This is a genomic window from Enterobacter cloacae complex sp. IR5384 (genome assembly GCF_049237265.1).
GTDB classification, from domain to species: domain Bacteria; phylum Pseudomonadota; class Gammaproteobacteria; order Enterobacterales; family Enterobacteriaceae; genus Enterobacter; species Enterobacter cloacae.
This window is the reverse complement of the sequence record NZ_JBMKHJ010000027.1, coordinates 54267-71876: the sequence shown is the minus strand read 5'-3', so window position 1 is coordinate 71876 and position 17610 is coordinate 54267. Positions and strand designations below refer to the sequence as shown.

28 protein-coding genes are annotated in these 17610 nt (G+C 50.9%); 6 read left to right on the top strand and 22 right to left on the bottom strand.

What is annotated here, in order from left to right; genetic code table 11:
* Nucleotides 1-278 precede the first annotated feature (278 nt).
* The gene (locus tag ACOTX3_RS19240) at nucleotides 279-833 is read left to right on the top strand and encodes a gamma carbonic anhydrase family protein (protein ID WP_038986042.1); all 555 of its coding nucleotides are present in this window, start codon (nucleotides 279-281) and stop codon (nucleotides 831-833) included.
* Here the strand turns inward: ACOTX3_RS19240 and ACOTX3_RS19235 are convergent.
* From ACOTX3_RS19235 to dprA, 6 genes are read right to left on the bottom strand one after another with little or no spacing between them, the layout of a single operon-like run.
* Nucleotides 809-1057 (bottom strand): DUF1488 domain-containing protein, encoded by a 249-nt coding sequence (locus tag ACOTX3_RS19235; protein WP_020684886.1) that lies wholly within the window; start codon nucleotides 1055-1057, stop codon nucleotides 809-811. The two genes, ACOTX3_RS19240 and ACOTX3_RS19235, sit on opposite strands and share 25 nt — an antisense overlap.
* Complete coding sequence (gene aroE / locus ACOTX3_RS19230) at nucleotides 1054-1872, bottom strand: shikimate dehydrogenase (protein WP_058679463.1); 819 nt, start codon at nucleotides 1870-1872, stop codon at nucleotides 1054-1056. The genes ACOTX3_RS19235 and aroE overlap by 4 nt, the downstream gene beginning before the upstream one ends.
* Nucleotides 1873-1876: 4 nt before the next feature.
* Entirely contained in the window at nucleotides 1877-2449 is a 573-nt protein-coding gene (gene tsaC / locus ACOTX3_RS19225) for an L-threonylcarbamoyladenylate synthase type 1 TsaC (RefSeq protein WP_038420961.1), read from the bottom strand.
* Nucleotides 2442-2996, bottom strand: a complete 555-nt coding sequence (locus ACOTX3_RS19220) for a type I DNA topoisomerase (protein ID WP_058679459.1) — start codon at nucleotides 2994-2996, stop codon at nucleotides 2442-2444. Before ACOTX3_RS19220 ends, tsaC begins: the two co-directional genes overlap by 8 nt.
* 26 nt (nucleotides 2997-3022) lie before the next feature.
* A complete protein-coding gene (gene smg / locus ACOTX3_RS19215) occupies nucleotides 3023-3496 on the bottom strand; it encodes a DUF494 family protein Smg (protein WP_013099011.1) in 474 nt (157 codons plus the stop codon).
* Nucleotides 3468-4592, bottom strand: a complete 1125-nt coding sequence (gene dprA, locus ACOTX3_RS19210; RefSeq protein WP_058679460.1) for a DNA-protecting protein DprA — start codon at nucleotides 4590-4592, stop codon at nucleotides 3468-3470. Before dprA ends, smg begins: the two co-directional genes overlap by 29 nt.
* A gap of 127 nt (nucleotides 4593-4719) precedes the next feature.
* On the opposite strand from dprA, the gene def reads away from it, so the two are divergent.
* From def to mscL, 5 genes are all read left to right on the top strand, one after another.
* Nucleotides 4720-5229 carry a peptide deformylase gene (gene def / locus ACOTX3_RS19205; RefSeq protein WP_013099013.1) on the top strand — a complete coding sequence of 170 codons (510 nt, stop codon included), beginning with the start codon at nucleotides 4720-4722 and terminating at the stop codon, nucleotides 5227-5229.
* A gap of 25 nt (nucleotides 5230-5254) precedes the next feature.
* A complete protein-coding gene (gene fmt / locus ACOTX3_RS19200) occupies nucleotides 5255-6202 on the top strand; it encodes a methionyl-tRNA formyltransferase (protein WP_058679461.1) in 948 nt (315 codons plus the stop codon).
* A 52-nt stretch (nucleotides 6203-6254) separates the two neighbouring features.
* Nucleotides 6255-7541: a 16S rRNA (cytosine(967)-C(5))-methyltransferase RsmB gene (gene rsmB / locus ACOTX3_RS19195; protein WP_058679464.1), complete on the top strand. Its 1287-nt coding sequence runs from the start codon at nucleotides 6255-6257 to the stop codon at nucleotides 7539-7541.
* A 22-nt stretch (nucleotides 7542-7563) separates the two neighbouring features.
* Complete coding sequence (trkA, locus tag ACOTX3_RS19190) at nucleotides 7564-8940, top strand: Trk system potassium transporter TrkA (RefSeq protein WP_013099016.1); 1377 nt, start codon at nucleotides 7564-7566, stop codon at nucleotides 8938-8940.
* 145 nt (nucleotides 8941-9085) lie between these two features.
* Nucleotides 9086-9496, top strand: coding sequence for a large-conductance mechanosensitive channel protein MscL (gene mscL, locus ACOTX3_RS19185; protein ID WP_013099017.1), 411 nt, complete (start codon nucleotides 9086-9088; stop codon nucleotides 9494-9496).
* Here the strand turns inward: mscL and ACOTX3_RS19180 are convergent.
* From ACOTX3_RS19180 to rpsH, 16 genes are all read right to left on the bottom strand, one after another.
* Nucleotides 9493-9708, bottom strand: coding sequence for an alternative ribosome-rescue factor A (locus tag ACOTX3_RS19180; protein WP_013099018.1), 216 nt, complete (start codon nucleotides 9706-9708; stop codon nucleotides 9493-9495). The genes mscL and ACOTX3_RS19180 overlap by 4 nt on opposite strands.
* Nucleotides 9709-9765: 57 nt before the next feature.
* Complete coding sequence (zntR, locus tag ACOTX3_RS19175; protein ID WP_040023993.1) at nucleotides 9766-10191, bottom strand: Zn(2+)-responsive transcriptional regulator; 426 nt, start codon at nucleotides 10189-10191, stop codon at nucleotides 9766-9768.
* Nucleotides 10192-10193: 2 nt separating this feature from the next.
* Nucleotides 10194-10562, bottom strand: a complete 369-nt coding sequence (locus tag ACOTX3_RS19170) for a DUF1992 domain-containing protein (protein WP_013099020.1) — start codon at nucleotides 10560-10562, stop codon at nucleotides 10194-10196.
* 107 nt (nucleotides 10563-10669) lie between these two features.
* On the bottom strand, nucleotides 10670-11056 hold the full coding sequence (gene rplQ, locus ACOTX3_RS19165) for a 50S ribosomal protein L17 (protein ID WP_001216372.1): 387 nt from the start codon (nucleotides 11054-11056) through the stop codon (nucleotides 10670-10672).
* Between the two features lie 40 nt (nucleotides 11057-11096).
* Nucleotides 11097-12086: a DNA-directed RNA polymerase subunit alpha gene (locus ACOTX3_RS19160; protein WP_002919219.1), complete on the bottom strand. Its 990-nt coding sequence runs from the start codon at nucleotides 12084-12086 to the stop codon at nucleotides 11097-11099.
* Between the two features lie 25 nt (nucleotides 12087-12111).
* Nucleotides 12112-12732, bottom strand: coding sequence for a 30S ribosomal protein S4 (gene rpsD, locus ACOTX3_RS19155; protein WP_003863314.1), 621 nt, complete (start codon nucleotides 12730-12732; stop codon nucleotides 12112-12114).
* Between the two features lie 32 nt (nucleotides 12733-12764).
* Nucleotides 12765-13154 carry a 30S ribosomal protein S11 gene (gene rpsK, locus ACOTX3_RS19150; protein ID WP_003031137.1) on the bottom strand — a complete coding sequence of 130 codons (390 nt, stop codon included), beginning with the start codon at nucleotides 13152-13154 and terminating at the stop codon, nucleotides 12765-12767.
* A gap of 16 nt (nucleotides 13155-13170) precedes the next feature.
* Entirely contained in the window at nucleotides 13171-13527 is a 357-nt protein-coding gene (gene rpsM / locus ACOTX3_RS19145; protein ID WP_013099021.1) for a 30S ribosomal protein S13, read from the bottom strand.
* A 146-nt stretch (nucleotides 13528-13673) separates the two neighbouring features.
* Nucleotides 13674-13790, bottom strand: a complete 117-nt coding sequence (gene rpmJ, locus ACOTX3_RS19140) for a 50S ribosomal protein L36 (protein WP_000868187.1) — start codon at nucleotides 13788-13790, stop codon at nucleotides 13674-13676.
* A gap of 31 nt (nucleotides 13791-13821) precedes the next feature.
* Complete coding sequence (secY, locus tag ACOTX3_RS19135; RefSeq protein ID WP_003863305.1) at nucleotides 13822-15153, bottom strand: preprotein translocase subunit SecY; 1332 nt, start codon at nucleotides 15151-15153, stop codon at nucleotides 13822-13824.
* Between the two features lie 7 nt (nucleotides 15154-15160).
* Nucleotides 15161-15595: a 50S ribosomal protein L15 gene (gene rplO, locus ACOTX3_RS19130; protein WP_013099022.1), complete on the bottom strand. Its 435-nt coding sequence runs from the start codon at nucleotides 15593-15595 to the stop codon at nucleotides 15161-15163.
* A gap of 3 nt (nucleotides 15596-15598) precedes the next feature.
* Complete coding sequence (gene rpmD / locus ACOTX3_RS19125; protein ID WP_003863301.1) at nucleotides 15599-15778, bottom strand: 50S ribosomal protein L30; 180 nt, start codon at nucleotides 15776-15778, stop codon at nucleotides 15599-15601.
* A 6-nt stretch (nucleotides 15779-15784) separates the two neighbouring features.
* The gene (gene rpsE / locus ACOTX3_RS19120) at nucleotides 15785-16285 is read right to left on the bottom strand and encodes a 30S ribosomal protein S5 (RefSeq protein WP_003863299.1); all 501 of its coding nucleotides are present in this window, start codon (nucleotides 16283-16285) and stop codon (nucleotides 15785-15787) included.
* A 14-nt stretch (nucleotides 16286-16299) separates the two neighbouring features.
* Nucleotides 16300-16653 carry a 50S ribosomal protein L18 gene (gene rplR / locus ACOTX3_RS19115; RefSeq protein ID WP_013099023.1) on the bottom strand — a complete coding sequence of 118 codons (354 nt, stop codon included), beginning with the start codon at nucleotides 16651-16653 and terminating at the stop codon, nucleotides 16300-16302.
* A 9-nt stretch (nucleotides 16654-16662) separates the two neighbouring features.
* On the bottom strand, nucleotides 16663-17196 hold the full coding sequence (rplF, locus tag ACOTX3_RS19110) for a 50S ribosomal protein L6 (protein ID WP_013099024.1): 534 nt from the start codon (nucleotides 17194-17196) through the stop codon (nucleotides 16663-16665).
* A gap of 12 nt (nucleotides 17197-17208) precedes the next feature.
* On the bottom strand, nucleotides 17209-17601 hold the full coding sequence (gene rpsH / locus ACOTX3_RS19105; RefSeq protein WP_421631646.1) for a 30S ribosomal protein S8: 393 nt from the start codon (nucleotides 17599-17601) through the stop codon (nucleotides 17209-17211).
* Nucleotides 17602-17610 lie beyond the last annotated feature (9 nt).

The following is a 17610-nucleotide window of genomic DNA, read 5'->3' as shown; positions in this document are numbered from 1 at the left end:
TCCTCTTTCAGAGTCAACCCTGAATTTCAGGATTTTTTCTCTTCAACCGACCGGGCTGTTTGTGAAGTGATTCACATCCGCCGTGTCGATGGAGGCGCATTATAGGGATCCCATTTTTTAGCACAAGTATTTTTTAGATCTTTTTTTCTGACTGATGATTTTCCGCGCTTTTCGCTGAAATCCCGCCCGATCTGCTTAAATATTGACGTATTTTGCCTTGCCTCGTTCCAAAAATATGATCAAAGTCTTCTGTATAGCGCTCATTTGTCGAGGTAGATATGTCTGCAGTACTACGTCCGTATAAAGATCTGTTTCCACAAAAAGGCGATCGCGTGATGATCGATGCCAGCAGTGTGGTCATTGGCGATGTCCGAATGGCCGATGATGTCAGCATCTGGCCGCTCGTTGCGATCAGGGGAGACGTTAACTATGTGGCAATTGGCGCACGCACTAATATTCAGGATGGCAGCGTGCTGCATGTCACCCACAAATCCTCATATAACCCGGACGGCAATCCACTTGTTATAGGAGAAGATGTTACCGTCGGCCATAAAGTCATGCTTCACGGCTGCACTATCGGAAACCGGGTGCTGGTTGGCATGGGATCGATCCTGCTGGATGGTGTCATCGTAGAAGATGATGTGATGATTGGTGCCGGGAGTCTTGTCCCTCAACATAAACGGCTCGAAAGCGGTTATCTCTATTTAGGCAGCCCGGTAAAGCAGATCCGCCCCTTAACAGAAGCGGAAAGAGAAGGTCTGAAATATTCAGCGAATAATTACGTGAAATGGAAAGATGAGTATCTGGATCAGGGCAGCCAGACCCAGCCCTGATCGTCTTCCTGCTGATCGCGGATCAAATCGCTGGCTTCTTCTTCAAGATCCCAGCGATTTTCGCAAAACACCTCTAATGGATTTGAGCCACCAAAGCGGCGCTTGAGCGTTTCACCGCTAACGGCACATGTCAGTTGCATCCCATGCACGAGCACCGGGAAACAGACCGCTTGCTTACTCTCATCCCACTGTTCTCTGTCGGGAAAGTGAATCGCCTGGTTCACGTCGTAAGTTCCTGTTTCAGCTTTTCAATGACAGGTTCGACATCAGGTAATACACCGTGCCAGAGCAAAACTGCATGCGCAGCCTGCCCCACCAGCATGCCCAGGCCATCAGCCAGCTGTTTCGCGCCGTGTTGTTCACACCAGCTGAGGAAGGGAGTTTTCCCTTTCTGATAAAACATGTCGTAGCAATAGAGGTGGCTGTTTACCAAAGAGGACGGGATCGCCGGTACTTCCCCGCCAATGCCGCTGGAGGTGGCATTAATGATAAGATCAAATTCATGGTGGATAAGATCATCAAGATCCACCGCACCCACGCTGCCAGTATGTGCAAACAACGCCGCCAACGCTTCTGCCCGGGAAAAGGTGCGATTGGTAATGGTCACTGCACAATCCAGTGAAAGGAGCGGTAACAGTACGCCTCGCGATGCCCCACCAGCACCAATCAACAGAACCCGGAACCCGGGTTTGATAAATGAGAGTCTTTCCAGATCGCTAAGTAAGCCGATTCCGTCAGTGTTGTCACCCAGAAGGCGTCCATCCTCCAGCCGTTTAAGCGTATTCACGGCACCCGCAAGAGATGCGCGCTCAGTTAATTCATCCGCACGTTCAAAGGCTTCTTCTTTAAAAGGCACCGTCACATTGGCACCTTTACCACCCGCGTCAAAAAAAGCATTCAGGGTGGTAACAAAGGCATCAACAGGTGCCAGCACCCGGCCATAGGGATGATCAATCTGCAGTTGTTCAGCAAACTGCTGATGGATCAGCGGCGACTTGCTGTGTGCGATCGGATTACCAAAAACGGCATAGGTTTCCATCATATTACCCCTGGCGAAAACGTTCGCCGGTCAAGGCGTCGCGGATTTCCGACGGATTAAGACGACCTCCGGTTTCACCGACGGCTACCGGGAAGTCATTCCCGAACTGCGCCAGCACCTCTTCGGTGCTCCGGCAAGGAGGCTGCCCGGTAAGGTTGGCACTGGTTGAGACCAGCGGTTTACCAAACGCCAGACATAGCTCTACCACCAGCGGATGATCGGTGACACGGACAGCGAGGGAATCGAAACGCCCTGTTAACCAGCGTGGCGTAGTTGGCTGCGCCGGGAAAACAAAGGTCACCGGCCCTGGCCACGCCGAAAAGATGGTATCCCGTTGTGCTGGCGTGAGCATGGAATCATCAATATAGGGTTTAAGCTGCTCATAATTAGCAGCGATCAAAATCAATCCTTTTTCGACAGGTCTCTGTTTTAGCGTAAGTAAGCGATTCACAGCTGTCTCGCTGTCAGGATCGCAACCGACCCCAAAGACAGCTTCTGTTGGATAGGCGATGACTTCTTCATTTTTCAGGACCTCCACTGCGTGCGCAATGGATCCTGTTGGCAGGTTATTATTCACTGATTTCATCCGCCGAAACCGGCTTTCCACATTGTTTACTGGCGCAAAAGCGTTTCATACCTTGCGCCGTTTTCTTCTCTATAAGTAACGGATAATCGCAATGAGGGCAGTTACCCGCTACCGGTTTGAAATTGATAACGAACTGGCATTCAGGATAACGATCGCAGGAATGGAAGGTTTTACCAAAACGAGAACGACGCTGTACCAGTTGTCCGCGCTGGCACTGGGGGCAGGCGATTGCCGTTTCATCTGGCTTATCAATTTGTTCCGTATGTTCACATTCAGGATAGCGACTGCAACCAATGAACATGCCAAAACGGCCCTGCCGTAACGCCAGTTCGCCTCCACACTTCGGGCAAAGCTGACCCTCCAGAATTTTAACGATATGTCCGTCCGCCTGGCTTTTCAGGGGACGAACATAATCACATTCCGGATAGTGTGAACAACCGAGAAACGGACCGTGTTTCCCGGACCGAATGATAAGTTCAGCCCCGCACTGTGGGCAGGGCTCGTTTTTATGCACCGTGAACAGTGCTGATTTGGCCATAACAACTCTTGGTGCTGCACATTGAATTAGTGCAGCATACCTTCATTCACTTCAAAGAGTAATTCTTCCATTTGCTGATAGGCATTTTCACAGCCTGGAATATTAAACAGAACCATCAGGATCACCCACTTGAGGTCATCCAGTTCGAACTCTGCCGTATCCAGCGCCATAACGCGCTCTATCACCATTTCTCTTGTTTCGAGGTTTAGCACCTGAATCTGCTCAAGGAATAAGATGAATCCCCGGCAGCTGGCGTCCAGCCTTTCACACTCTTCAGCGGTATAAATGCGCACAGACAATGGGTCAGAAGCAAGCTGCATCGGTTCGGCAAGGCCTTCCTGATAATCAGCCAGTTTTTCCAGCCACATCAACGCATTATAAATATCTTCCCGTTCAAACCCCGCATCGGTAAGATCCTGTGTCAATTTGTCCTGATCCACTCGCATTTCTGCTTCGTTATGGATGTAAGTCTCAAACAAATACATCAGTACGTCGAACATGGCTTGCCCTCCTTAATCGGACATAGCCGCCGGGTACAGCTGCGATCCACCCTGCTAACTCCAGTTCGAGTAGCTGTGCTACCGTTACTGGCACAGGTTGGCCGGCACGTTCAGCGACAACGTCAACAGGTGTTACCTCATCTCCTACGTTAGCCAGGAGGCTGGGAAATGGCAATGCCACCTTCTCCTGATCTGATGAAAAATGTCGCTTTTCGGGTTCATCTGTTAACCAGTGCAAGCCATATTGCAAATTTTCAAGGATGTCCTCGACGCTCGTCACAGGCGTTGCCCCCTGCTTGATGAGCCAGTGGGGACCCTCACACCCCGGGTTACCTATCGGGCCAGGTAAGGCAAAGACTTCTCGCCCCTGTTCTAGCGCATACCGTGCCGTGACGAGTGAGCCGCTTCTTAAAGCGGCCTCCACCACCAGCACGCCCAGACTCAGACCGCTGATGATTCGGTTACGACGTGGAAAATTTGCCGGCCAGGGCGGCGCTGACAGCGGGAACTCCGACACAATAGCCCCCTCTGATTCGATAAGCCGTGCAGCCAGAGCCTGATGCCGACGGGGATAAATGCTAAACAGCCCGTTTCCAAGCACCGCGACACTTCGCCCTTTTACAGACAGCGCGGCGTGATGAGCGACGCCGTCAATACCGCAGGCCAGCCCACTGGTGATCGTGAAACCACGTTGTGAAAGTTGTTCGCACAGGATTTTCCCCCATCGCTCACCGTACCAGGATGGCGCGCGGCTACCCACAACCGCCAGTTGAACGGTAATAAGGGCTTCAGGATTGCCTTTAATAAACAATGCGCCGGGGTAGTCAGGGATCGTGCGAAGTAAAGGGGGATAACGAGGATCATCCGCCGTCAGCAGATGGTTCTCCGGCTGTTCAAGCCACGCCAGATTTCGTTGCAGTTCATTTTCATCAAGCGCAAAGAACTGTTGAGCCTGTTTTGTTGACAGCCCGGCATCTCTGACAACGGCATCATCAATCCTTGTCTGCATAAGTAGTCGCGCTGCCGCTGCGAGCATCTGATCACCACACAGAGAACCTGTGTGGATTAGCCGTAACCATATCTCCGTGGACGTCATCCTATTCCCTGCCATAAGCAGCCTCTGCAATCATTGCGATTGGTCACGGATGCTGTCAATCGATGGGGGATTTGTCTAGAATAGAGATAGTATTCTTATCAACTCCTGAACACGACTCTGGAAATTTATGGCAGTTTTGCAAGTGTTACATATTCCGGACGAGCGCCTTCGCATCGTCGCTGAACCGGTCAAAGAAGTGAATGCAGAAATTCAGCGTATCGTTGATGATATGTTCGATACCATGTACGCCGAAGAAGGCATTGGCCTTGCGGCAACTCAGGTGGACATTCACAAGCGTATTATCGTGATCGACGTTTCTGAGAATCGCGATGGCCGTCTGGTGCTGATCAACCCTGAGCTGTTGGAAAAGAGCGGTGAAACAGGTATTGAGGAAGGTTGTCTGTCCATTCCTGAACAGCGTGCTTTAGTTCCACGTGCCGAAAAAGTGAAAATTCGCGCCCTGGATCGTGAAGGCAACCCGTTCGAACTGGAAGCAGACGATCTGCTGGCGATTTGTATTCAGCATGAGATGGATCACCTGGTCGGTAAACTGTTTATCGATTACCTCTCACCATTGAAGCAGCAGCGTATTCGTCAGAAAGTAGAGAAACTGGATCGTTTGCGCTCCCGCGCATAACATCCCCCCGGATACAAGGATCATCGTGTCTAAAACACTACGTATTATCTTCGCGGGTACCCCTGATTTTGCAGCGCGTCATCTTGACGCGCTGTTATCTTCTGGCCACCAGGTTGTTGGCGTGTTTACCCAACCGGATCGCCCGGCAGGCCGTGGTAAAAAGCTCATGCCCAGCCCGGTGAAAGTGCTGGCAGAAGAATATGGGTTACCCGTTTACCAGCCCGCATCCTTACGACCTCAGGAAAATCAGGAACTTGTTGCCGATCTCAATGCTGATGTCATGGTGGTGGTGGCTTACGGCTTAATTCTGCCAAAAGCCGTGCTTGATATGCCTCGTTTGGGGTGTGTCAACGTACATGGTTCGTTGCTTCCACGCTGGCGTGGCGCGGCACCGATCCAGCGCTCGTTGTGGGCGGGTGATGCTGAAACTGGCGTCACCATCATGAAGATGGATGTAGGTTTAGACACCGGCGACATGCTGTATAAACTGGCCTGTCCAATTACCGCCGACGACACCAGTGCCACGCTGTATGACAAACTGGCGGATCTGGGTCCACAAGGACTCATCAAAACCTTGCAGCAGCTTGCTGATAATACGGCTACCCCTGAAGTTCAGGATGAGACCCTGGTGACCTACGCCGAAAAACTCAGCAAAGAAGAGGCGCGGGTCGACTGGTCCCTCTCCGCCGCACAGCTTGAGCGTTGCATTCGCGCCTTTAATCCATGGCCAATGAGCTGGATGGTGATCGATGAGCAACCCGTTAAAGTCTGGAAAGCGTCCGTCATTGAAGGCAATACGTCTGCTGAGCCGGGTACAATTATCGAAGCCAGCAAAAATGGTATCCAGGTGGCAACCTCGGAAGGGATCCTGAATCTGGAATCACTGCAACCCGCGGGTAAAAAGGCAATGAGTGCTCAGGATCTGTTAAATTCCCGTCGCGAATGGTTTATCCCTGGCTCTCGCCTTGCCTGAGCAAATTTATTCTTAAGGCCCGGTGTTTCCGGGCATTTTTATTTTTACGGTTATGAAAAAACAAAATCTACGCAGTCTGGCGGCACAGGCCGTTGAGCAGGTTGTCGAGCAGGGTCAATCACTGAGTAATGTCCTGCCTCCACTGCAGCAAAAAGTGTCCGACAAAGACAAAGCTCTGCTTCAGGAGCTCTGTTTTGGCGTCCTGCGCACCCTTTCTCAGCTTGAATGGCTGATTAATAAGCTGATGTCGCGCCCAATGACCGGTAAGCAGCGTACCGTCCATTATTTGATTATGGTTGGCTTCTATCAGCTTCTTCATACCCGCATCCCACCTCATGCTGCGTTGGCTGAGACGGTAGAAGGTGCCGTCGCGATTAAACGTCCCCAGCTCAAAGGGCTGATCAACGGCGTACTGCGTCAGTTCCAGCGTCAACAGGAAGAACTTCTGGCAGAATTTGCAAAAAGCGAAACCCGTTTCCTTCATCCTGACTGGCTTATGAATCGCCTCAAAAAAGCGTATCCGCAGCGGTGGCAGGATATTGCTGACGCAAATAATCAACGTCCGCCGATGTGGTTACGCGTTAACCGTAATCATCATACCCGCGATGCATGGCTGGCCTTGCTGGAAGAAGCCGGAATGAGTGGATTCGCGCATGATGCTTATCCTGATGCCGTGCGTTTAGCCTCCCCTGTGCCGGTGCATGCCTTACCCGGATTCGATGAAGGCTGGGTAACCGTTCAGGATGCCTCTGCTCAGGGCTGTATGACATGGCTCGAACCCAAAAATGGCGAACAGATCCTCGACCTGTGTGCCGCGCCTGGGGGCAAAACAACGCATATTCTGGAAGTCGCACCGCAGGCCAGCGTAATGGCTGTGGATGTTGATGAGCAGCGACTTTCGCGTGTCTACGACAACCTTAAGCGTTTAGGTATGAAGGCGCAGGTCAAGCAAGGCGACGGACGTAAGCCCGCAGAATGGTGCGGCGAGACTCAATTCGACCGCATTTTGCTGGACGCTCCCTGCTCGGCAACCGGCGTTATTCGTCGTCACCCGGACATTAAGTGGCTGCGTCGCGACCGTGATATTAAGGAACTTGCGCAGCTGCAATCCGAGATCCTTGACGCTATCTGGCCACACCTGAAGCCTGGCGGAACGCTGGTCTATGCCACCTGTTCCATTCTTCCGGAAGAGAATAGCCAGCAAATTTCAGCCTTCCTTAAACGCACTCCTGGCGCTACGCTGCGCGATACGGGGACACCGGAGCACCCGGGCCAGCAGAACCTGCCCGGCGCTGAAGAGGGTGATGGCTTCTTTTACGCTAAGCTAATCAAAGAGTGATGTTGAGAACAGGTCACGAGATATGAAGATTATCATTCTGGGCGCAGGACAGGTCGGCGGGACGCTGGCGGAAAACCTTGTAGGTGAAAACAACGACATTACGATCGTCGATACCAACGGCGATCGACTGCGCGTTCTGCAGGATAAATTTGACCTTCGCGTTGTGCAGGGGCACGGTTCGCATCCACGTGTCCTCCGTGAAGCCGGTGCTGACGATGCCGATATGTTAGTGGCCGTGACCAGCTCGGATGAGACCAATATGGTCGCTTGTCAGGTGGCCTATTCGCTCTTCAACACGCCTAACCGAATTGCCCGTATCCGCTCCCCGGATTATGTCCGCGATGCGGAAAAACTCTTTAACTCAGAAGCGGTACCAATCGACCACCTTATCGCACCAGAACAGCTGGTTATCGATAATATTTATCGCCTGATCGAATATCCCGGTGCACTGCAGGTCGTGAACTTTGCAGAAGGGAAAGTGAGTCTGGCCGTCGTTAAGGCCTATTATGGCGGTCCGTTGATCGGAAACGCGCTGTCTACGATGCGCGAACATATGCCGCATATCGATACCCGCGTCGCAGCCATTTTCCGTCACGACAGACCGATTCGACCTCAGGGCTCGACCATTGTCGAAGCAGGAGATGAAGTTTTCTTCATTGCTGCCTCTCAACATATTCGTGCCGTTATGAGTGAACTTCAGCGCCTCGAAAAGCCCTATAAACGCATCATGCTGGTCGGCGGGGGTAATATCGGCGCAGGTCTTGCTCGCCGTCTGGAAAAAGACTATAGCGTGAAGTTGATCGAGCGCGATCAACAGCGCGCCTCTGAACTTGCTGAAAAACTACAAAACACGATCGTGTTTTATGGCGATGCATCAGATCAGGAATTACTGGCAGAAGAGCATATCGATCAAGTTGATCTGTTTATTGCCGTCACCAACGACGATGAAGCAAATATTATGTCCGCCATGCTCGCCAAGCGCATGGGAGCAAAAAAGGTCATGGTACTTATTCAGCGTCGTGCCTATGTTGACCTGGTGCAGGGGAGCGTAATTGATATTGCGATTTCACCGCAGCAGGCAACGATTTCCGCACTGTTGAGCCACGTTCGTAAAGCAGACATTGTTGGTGTGTCCTCACTGCGTCGCGGCGTCGCTGAAGCCATTGAAGCTGTCGCTCACGGTGATGAAACCACATCGCGCGTGGTGGGACGCGCCATCGATGAAATTAAGCTGCCACCCGGCACAATTATCGGCGCCGTAGTACGCGGGAATGATGTCATGATTGCCAATGATAATTTGCGTATTGAACAAGGCGATCACGTTATTATGTTCCTGACCGATAAAAAATTTATTACCGACGTCGAACGTTTATTCCAGCCAAGTCCATTCTTCCTGTAATGATTCAGGTGCTCGCGATAGAGCACCTGAGTATTATCCTTCTGATTCCTGTGCCTTTTATTTTCATAACGTTTATTTATCCCCAATGGCAATTAGCTAATCATTTGTTAAACTTATAGTCGTCAGCTGGCACAAGGAGAACATAATGAGTTTTGTTAAAGAATTTCGCGAATTTGCGATGCGCGGAAATGTGGTGGATTTGGCAGTGGGTGTCATTATTGGTGCAGCGTTCGGCAAGATCGTTTCATCTTTAGTGGCTGATATCATCATGCCACCTTTAGGGCTATTAATTGGAGGCATTGATTTCAAACAATTCGCCTTCACGCTTCGGGAAGCCCAGGGGGATATCCCGGCAGTGGTGATGCACTATGGCGTGTTTATTCAGAACGTATTTGATTTCGTGATCGTCGCGTTTGCCATTTTTATGGCCATCAAGCTTATCAACAAGCTCAACCGTAAAAAAGAAGAGCCTGCTGCGGCGCCCGCGCCTACGAAAGAAGAAGTATTACTGACTGAAATTCGCGATCTGTTAAAAGAGCAGAATAACCGCGTTTAACAGCTAAAAGCAGGAAGGCCAGTGGTAAATAAGCGATTCGCTTGCTTGCCACTGGCCTCCCAGTTACCCCGTTTTGCATGTTTGTTTTTACGCAGATAACTTCCCTTCCCTTTTTTGTTCTTTTCAACTCGCTGTCGAAAAAGCGGGTCGTGAAGCAAAGCCTCAATTGCATTATCTTTAATTTGTCCCTTCGTATGTTGATAGTGACTCATAATTTCTCCTGAGCATGATTAATGTCGAGGGGAGTCTAGACCCGGACTGATAAAAAATCAATAACCCCTGGTTTCCCCACTTGCCCCTTGTTCAAGGGCCTCCAGAATAGAACAATAGACACTGCTGTGAGCCGTACCACAGCACGCATCATTCAACCTTTGCAGAGAGCGCTGCATGGTTTGCAGTTCCTGAATACGCGCTTCAACTTCATCCAGCCTGGCCTGAACAATGCTTTTCGATTCCTGGCAGGTGTGATGTGCCGGATCGATACGGATCGACAATAACTCACGGATCGAATCCAGCGTGAATCCCAGTTGGCGTGCATAACGAATAAACCGCAGCCGTTGCAGATCGTTGTCGGTATAGAGCCGGAACCCACCTTCGGTTCGCACCTCGTGATCAATCATCTGCTGTTTTTCATAGTAACGGATGGTATCCGGCGTCACGTTAGCAAGCTTTGCAAGTTCACCGATACGATACATGGCTATTCCTCGTTTATTTTCTGCATCAGTCTTTCACTATACTCGCCATGCAGAAAATCAGTCGCAATTCCTGCCTGTCGTAGCTTGAGTTCAACCAGAGCCAACCGCCGGCTTAGTTCTCCATGACGGGGATCGTCTTTCCGTATCCCTTTTAGCAGGTCAGTAAGCTCAATCGCCTCTTTGCGCTGTTCAAGCTCGGGAGGCAGACACCCCGCATTTTTCAGTAAGCGATATCCAGCCCGTAGTTCAGGGGGTATATGCGAATCATCTTCCAGTATTAGCGGTTCACCGCTACCGGACAGGTTATCGAATTCGCCTTTTGTTTGGGCATCGCGAATATGGCGTTCTGCCCACTGGTCGAGCAACCACATCATAAACTCCAGGGGATGAACAAAATTAATACAGATATTGTAGAGAAGTGGGGATAGTGCGGATATAAAAAAACCCGCCGGAGCGGGTTTTTTTACGTTACTGCAGATTACTCTGCAGCAGCTTCTGCTTTCGACTCAGAACGATCAACCAGCTCGATGTAAGCCATCGGAGCGTTGTCGCCTGCGCGGAAGCCACACTTCAGAATGCGAGTGTAACCACCGGCACGGCTCGCGAAACGCGGGCCCAGCTCGTTAAACAGTTTTGCCACGATCTCGTTATCACGAGTACGGGCGAATGCCAGACGACGATTAGCAACGCTGTCAGTCTTGGCAAGAGTAATCAGCGGCTCAACTACACGACGCAGCTCTTTCGCTTTAGGCAGGGTCGTCTTGATGATTTCATGACGAACCAGTGAACCTGCCATGTTGCGGAACATAGCCTGGCGATGGCTGCTGTTGCGGTTCAGTTGACGACCACTCTTACGATGGCGCATGACCTTATCCTTCTCAGTAAAACCTTAACCTGTGATCCGGTTACTCGTCAGCAATGCTTGCTGGTGGCCAGTTTTCCAGGCGCATGCCCAGAGACAGACCACGTGAAGCCAGCACGTCTTTAATCTCAGTAAGAGATTTTTTACCCAGGTTCGGCGTTTTCAGCAACTCAACCTCGGTACGCTGTACCAGATCACCGATATAGTGGATAGCTTCTGCCTTGAGGCAGTTAGCAGAGCGGACAGTCAATTCGAGATCGTCAACAGGGCGCAGCAGGATCGGATCGAATTCTGGTTTCTCTTCTTTCACTTCCGGCTGACGTACATCACGTAAGTCAACGAAAGCTTCCAGTTGTTCTGCCAGGATGGTTGCCGCACGACGAATCGCCTCTTCAGGATCGATTGTGCCATTGGTTTCCATTTCGATGACCAGCTTGTCCAGGTCGGTACGCTGTTCTACACGCGCTGCTTCAACATTGTAGGCAATACGCTCTACAGGGCTGTAGCATGCGTCGACCAGCAGACGGCCGATTGGGCGCTCATCTTCTTCCGAATGAATTCGGGCAGAAGCCGGCACATAACCACGACCGCGCTGAACTTTGATACGCATGCTAATAGCTGCGTTCTCATCGGTCAGGTGGCAGATCACGTGCTGCGGCTTGACGATTTCAACATCACCGTCGTGGGTGATGTCGGCTGCAGTCACAGGGCCAATGCCAGATTTATTCAGAGTAAGAATAACTTCATCTTTACCCTGAACTCTCACCGCCAGCCCTTTCAGGTTGAGCAGGATTTCAAGGATATCTTCCTGAACGCCTTCTTTGGTGCTGTACTCATGAAGTACACCATCAATCTCAACCTCGGTCACCGCGCAACCCGGCATCGATGAGAGCAGAATACGGCGCAGTGCGTTACCCAGAGTATGGCCAAAGCCACGCTCTAAAGGCTCAAGGGTCACCTTGGCGTGCGTCGAACTCACTTGCTCGATATCTACCAGGCGCGGTTTTAGAAACTCTGTCACAGAACCCTGCATTGTGTCCTCTCTTTGGTACTAAGCTTTACTTGGAGTAAAGCTCGACGATCAGGTGTTCGTTAATGTCCGCAGACAGATCAGAACGTTCTGGCTGACGCTTGAACGTACCTTCCATCTTGCCAGCATCAACTTCCAGCCAGGTTGGCTTTTCACGCTGCTCAGCCAGCTCCAGAGCGGCTTTCACGCGAGATTGCTTTTTCGCTTTCTCACGAATGCTAACAACGTCATTCGCTTTAACCTGATAAGAAGCGATGTTAACAACACGACCGTTTACCATGATTGCTTTGTGGCTAACCAGCTGGCGTGATTCAGCACGAGTAGCGCCGAAGCCCATACGGTATACAACGTTGTCCAGACGACCTTCCAGCAGAGCCAGCAGGTTTTCACCTGTGTTGCCTTTCAGACGTGCTGCTTCTTTATAGTAGTTACGGAACTGACGCTCCAGCACACCGTAGATACGGCGAACTTTTTGCTTTTCACGCAACTGCACACCATAGTCAGACAGACGCGGTTTACGCGCACCGTGCTGGCCAGGAGCTTGTTCAATTTTACACTTGGTATCGATCGCGCGAACGCCAGACTTAAGGAATAAGTCGGTGCCCTCACGACGGCTCAGCTTGAGCTTAGGACCCAAATATCTTGCCATTTTCTATCTCCAACTAACCTAAAAAACGAGCGTTATACGCGACGTTTTTTCGGCGGACGACAACCGTTATGAGGGATCGGAGTCACATCAGTAATATTAGTGATGCGGAAACCAGCGGCGTTCAGAGCGCGAACAGTAGATTCACGACCCGGACCCGGACCTTTAACCATAACTTCCAGATTCTTGATGCCGTATTCTTTTACGGCTTCTGCGCAACGCTCTGCTGCAACCTGAGCTGCAAACGGAGTGGATTTGCGAGAACCACGGAAACCGGAACCACCGGCTGTTGCCCAACCCAATGCGTTACCCTGACGATCAGTAATAGTAACGATGGTGTTGTTGAAAGAAGCATGGATATGAGCCACGCCGTCAGAGACTTGTTTTCTTACACGTTTACGTGCACGAATTGGTGCCTTTGCCATTATTCAATCACCCCGATTATTTCTTGATCGGTTTGCGCGGACCCTTACGGGTACGTGCGTTGGTCTTAGTACGCTGACCGCGCACTGGCAGACCACGACGATGACGCAAACCGCGATAGCAACCAAGATCCATCAGGCGCTTGATGCTCATGCTGATTTCACGGCGCAGATCACCTTCAACGACAAATTTGGCAACTTCGTCACGCAGCGTGTCGATTTGTCCTTCAGACAGCTCACTGATCTTAACATCTTCAGCGATACCCGCTGCAGCCAGGATGGCTTTAGAACGGGTCTTGCCGATGCCGTAGATCGAAGTTAATGCGATCACAGCATGTTTCTGATCAGGAATGTTAATGCCTGCTATACGGGCCACTATGCACTCCTACTATTTAATATGTACGCACCATGCTGAAAAGCCCGTTTTCAGGATACTCAAATGGAAACGTACAGACATACAAAAGATTGGCTGGCTAATCTAGCCAGCTCAACCCAACTTTGCAAGAAAAATATGCGAAATAATCAGCCTTGGCGCTGTTTATGCTTCGGCTCGGCACTGCAAATCACACGGATGACACCATCACGCTTAACGATTTTGCAGTTACGGCATAATTTCTTGACGGAAGCACGAACTTTCATTTTTACTCTCCGTAACTTCTCAGGCGACCAATTAGCGGCCGTAGCCTTTCAGGTTCGCCTTCTTCAATGCAGACTCATACTGACTGGACATCATCAGAGTTTGCACTTGAGCCATAAAGTCCATAATCACGACAACAACGATAAGCAGTGAGGTCCCACCGAAGTAGAACGGTACTTTCATTGCATCACGCATGAACTCCGGGATCAGGCAGATAAAAGTAATATAAAGCGCACCAACCAAAGTCAGGCGAGTCATTACTTTATCGATATACTTCGCCGTTTGCTCTCCCGGACGAATTCCTGGTACAAATGCACCGGACTTCTTCAGGTTATCTGCTGTTTCACGCGGGTTGAAGACCAACGCCGTGTAGAAGAAACAGAAGAAGATGATCGCAGACGCATAGAGTAACACATAAAGTGGTTGCCCAGGCTGCAAATACAGCGAAATTGTTGTCAGCCAGTTCCAACCAGTACCGCCCCCGAACCATGACGCGATGGTTGCCGGGAACAGAATAATACTGGAAGCGAAGATCGCCGGGATTACCCCTGCCATATTCACTTTCAGCGGCAAATGTGTGCTCTGTGCAGCATAGACACGACGACCCTGCTGACGTTTCGCGTAGTTCACCACAATACGGCGTTGACCACGTTCAACGAAGACAACAAAGAACGTCACTGCAAATACTAATACTGCAACCAACAGCAACAGGAGGAAGTGCAGGTCGCCTTGACGCGCTTGCTCGATAGTATGGGCGATGGCTGGCGGGAGACCCGCAACAATACCGGCGAAGATAATGATTGAGATACCGTTACCGATACCACGTTCAGTAATCTGTTCGCCGAGCCACATCAGGAACATTGTCCCTGTGACCAGACTAACAACAGCGGTGAAATAGAATGCAAAGCCTGGGTTTAAGACCAGGCCCTGCATACCAGGCATATTCGGAAGACCGGTAGCAATACCGATCGACTGGAATATTGCCAGCACCAGAGTACCGTAGCGGGTGTACTGACTAATCTTACGACGTCCGGACTCCCCTTCTTTCTTCAGTTCTGCCAGGGCCGGATGAACGACCGTAAGCAGCTGGATAATAATGGATGCCGAAATATACGGCATAATACCCAGCGCGAAGATAGAAGCACGGCTGAGAGCACCACCAGAGAACATGTTGAACATTTCAATGATGGTGCCTCGCTGTTGCTCAAGCAGTTTGGCAAGTACAGCGGCATCGATACCAGGGATCGGAATAAAAGAGCCAATACGGAACACAATCAGCGCGCCGATTACAAACAGCAGTCTGCGTTTCAGCTCACCAAATCCACCTTTGGCACTTTGAAAATCTAATCCCGGTTGCTTAGCCATCTGCTACTTATTCCTCAATTTTACCGCCAGCAGCTTCGATAGCAGCACGAGCACCTTTAGTAACACGCAGGCCACGAACAGTTACCGGAGTAGAAACTTCACCAGCCAGGATCACTTTCGCGAACTCGATCTGGATACCGATAATGTTAGCTGCTTTCAGCGTGTTCAGGTCTACAACGCCGCCTTCAACTTTCGCCAGGTCAGACAGACGGACTTCCGCTGTGATCGCTGCTTTGCGAGAAGTGAAGCCGAACTTCGGCAGACGACGGTACAGTGGCATCTGGCCACCCTCGAAACCGCGACGTACGCCACCGCCAGAACGAGAGTTCTGACCTTTGTGACCACGACCACCGGTTTTGCCGAGGCCAGAACCGATACCACGACCCAGGCGTTTACCCGCCTTTTTAGAGCCTTCGGCCGGAGACAGAGTATTTAAACGCATCTCTTACTCCTCAACTTTAACCATGAAGTAAACCGCGTTGACCATACCGCGAACAGCAGGAGTATCCTCGCGCTCAACGGTATGACCAATACGACGCAGACCCAGGCCAAGCAGCGTTGCCTTGTGTTTCGGCAGACGACCGATTGCACTGCGGGTTTGAGTGATTTTAATAGTCTTTGCCATGGTCAATTACCCCAGAATTTCTTCAACGGATTTACCACGCTTGGCAGCGACCATTTCTGGAGAATTCATATTTTCCAGGCCATCAATAGTTGCACGAACCACGTTGATCGGGTTGGTGGAACCGTATGCTTTAGCCAGAACGTTATGAACCCCAGCAACTTCCAGAACGGCGCGCATTGCACCACCGGCGATGATACCGGTACCTTCTGAAGCTGGCTGCATGAATACACGAGAACCCGTGTGAACACCTTTAACTGGGTGCTGCAGGGTGCCGTTGTTCAGCGCGACGTTAATCATATTGCGACGGGCTTTTTCCATCGCTTTCTGGATCGCTGCTGGAACTTCACGCGCTTTACCGTAACCAAAACCAACGCGACCGTTACCATCGCCAACAACAGTCAGAGCTGTGAAGGAGAAAATACGACCACCTTTAACGGTTTTAGATACGCGGTTTACCGCGATCAGCTTTTCCTGCAGTTCGCCAGCTTGTTTTTCGATGTGAGCCATCTTACACCTCTACCTTAGAACTGAAGGCCAGCTTCACGGGCAGCATCTGCCAGTGCCTGGACACGACCATGATATTGGAACCCGGAACGGTCAAAGGATACATTGCTGATACCTTTTTCCAGAGCGCGTTCAGCAACAGCTTTACCTACAGCTGCAGCAGCGTCTTTGTTACCGGTGTACTTCAATTGTTCTGCGATAGCTTTTTCTACAGTAGAAGCAGCTACCAGAACTTCAGAACCGTTCGGTGCAATTACCTGTGCGTAAATGTGACGCGGGGTACGATGTACCACCAGGCGAGTTGCACCCAGCTCTTTGAGCTTGCGGCGTGCGCGGGTCGCACGACGGATACGAGCAGATTTCTTATCCATAGTGTTACCTTACTTCTTCTTAGCCTCTTTGGTACGCACGACTTCGTCGGCGTAACGAACACCCTTGCCTTTATAAGGCTCAGGACGACGGTAGGCGCGCAGATCTGCTGCAACCTGACCAATCAGCTGTTTATCAGCGCCTTTCAGCACGATCTCAGTCTGAGTTGGACATTCTGCAGTGATACCGGCCGGCAGCGGATGCTCAACAGGGTGAGAGAAGCCCAGAGACAGGCCTACTGCATTCCCTTTGATCGCTGCACGATAACCTACACCAACCAGCTGCAGCTTCTTAGTGAAGCCTTCGGTAACACCGATAACCATTGAGTTCAGCAGGGCACGCGCGGTACCAGCCTGAGCCCAGCCGTCTGCGTAACCATCACGCGGACCGAAGGTCAGAGCATTATCTGCATGTTTAACTTCAACAGCATCGTTGAGAGTACGAGTCAGCTCGCCGTTTTTACCTTTGATCGTAATAACCTGACCGTTGATTTTTACATCAACGCCGGCAGGAACAACGACCGGTGCTTTAGCAACACGAGACATTTTTTCCTCCGATTAGGCTACGTAGCAGATAATTTCGCCGCCAAGACCAGCCTGGCGCGCTGCACGATCAGTCATAACACCTTTAGAGGTAGAAACAACTGCGATACCCAGACCGGCCATAACTTTTGGCAGCTCATCTTTTTTCTTATAGATGCGCAGACCTGGGCGGCTGACACGCTGAATGCTTTCTACAACAGCTTTCCCCTGGAAGTATTTAAGAGTCACTCCCAGTTCCGGCTTGGTGTCGCCTTCAACTTTAAAATCTTCAATAAAACCTTCGTCCTTCAGCACGTTGGCGATTGCCACTTTCAGCTTGGAGGAAGGCATGGTGACCGCAGCTTTATTCGCGGCCTGACCGTTACGGATACGGGTCAGCATATCCGCGATCGGATCTTGCATGCTCATCTGTCTTTA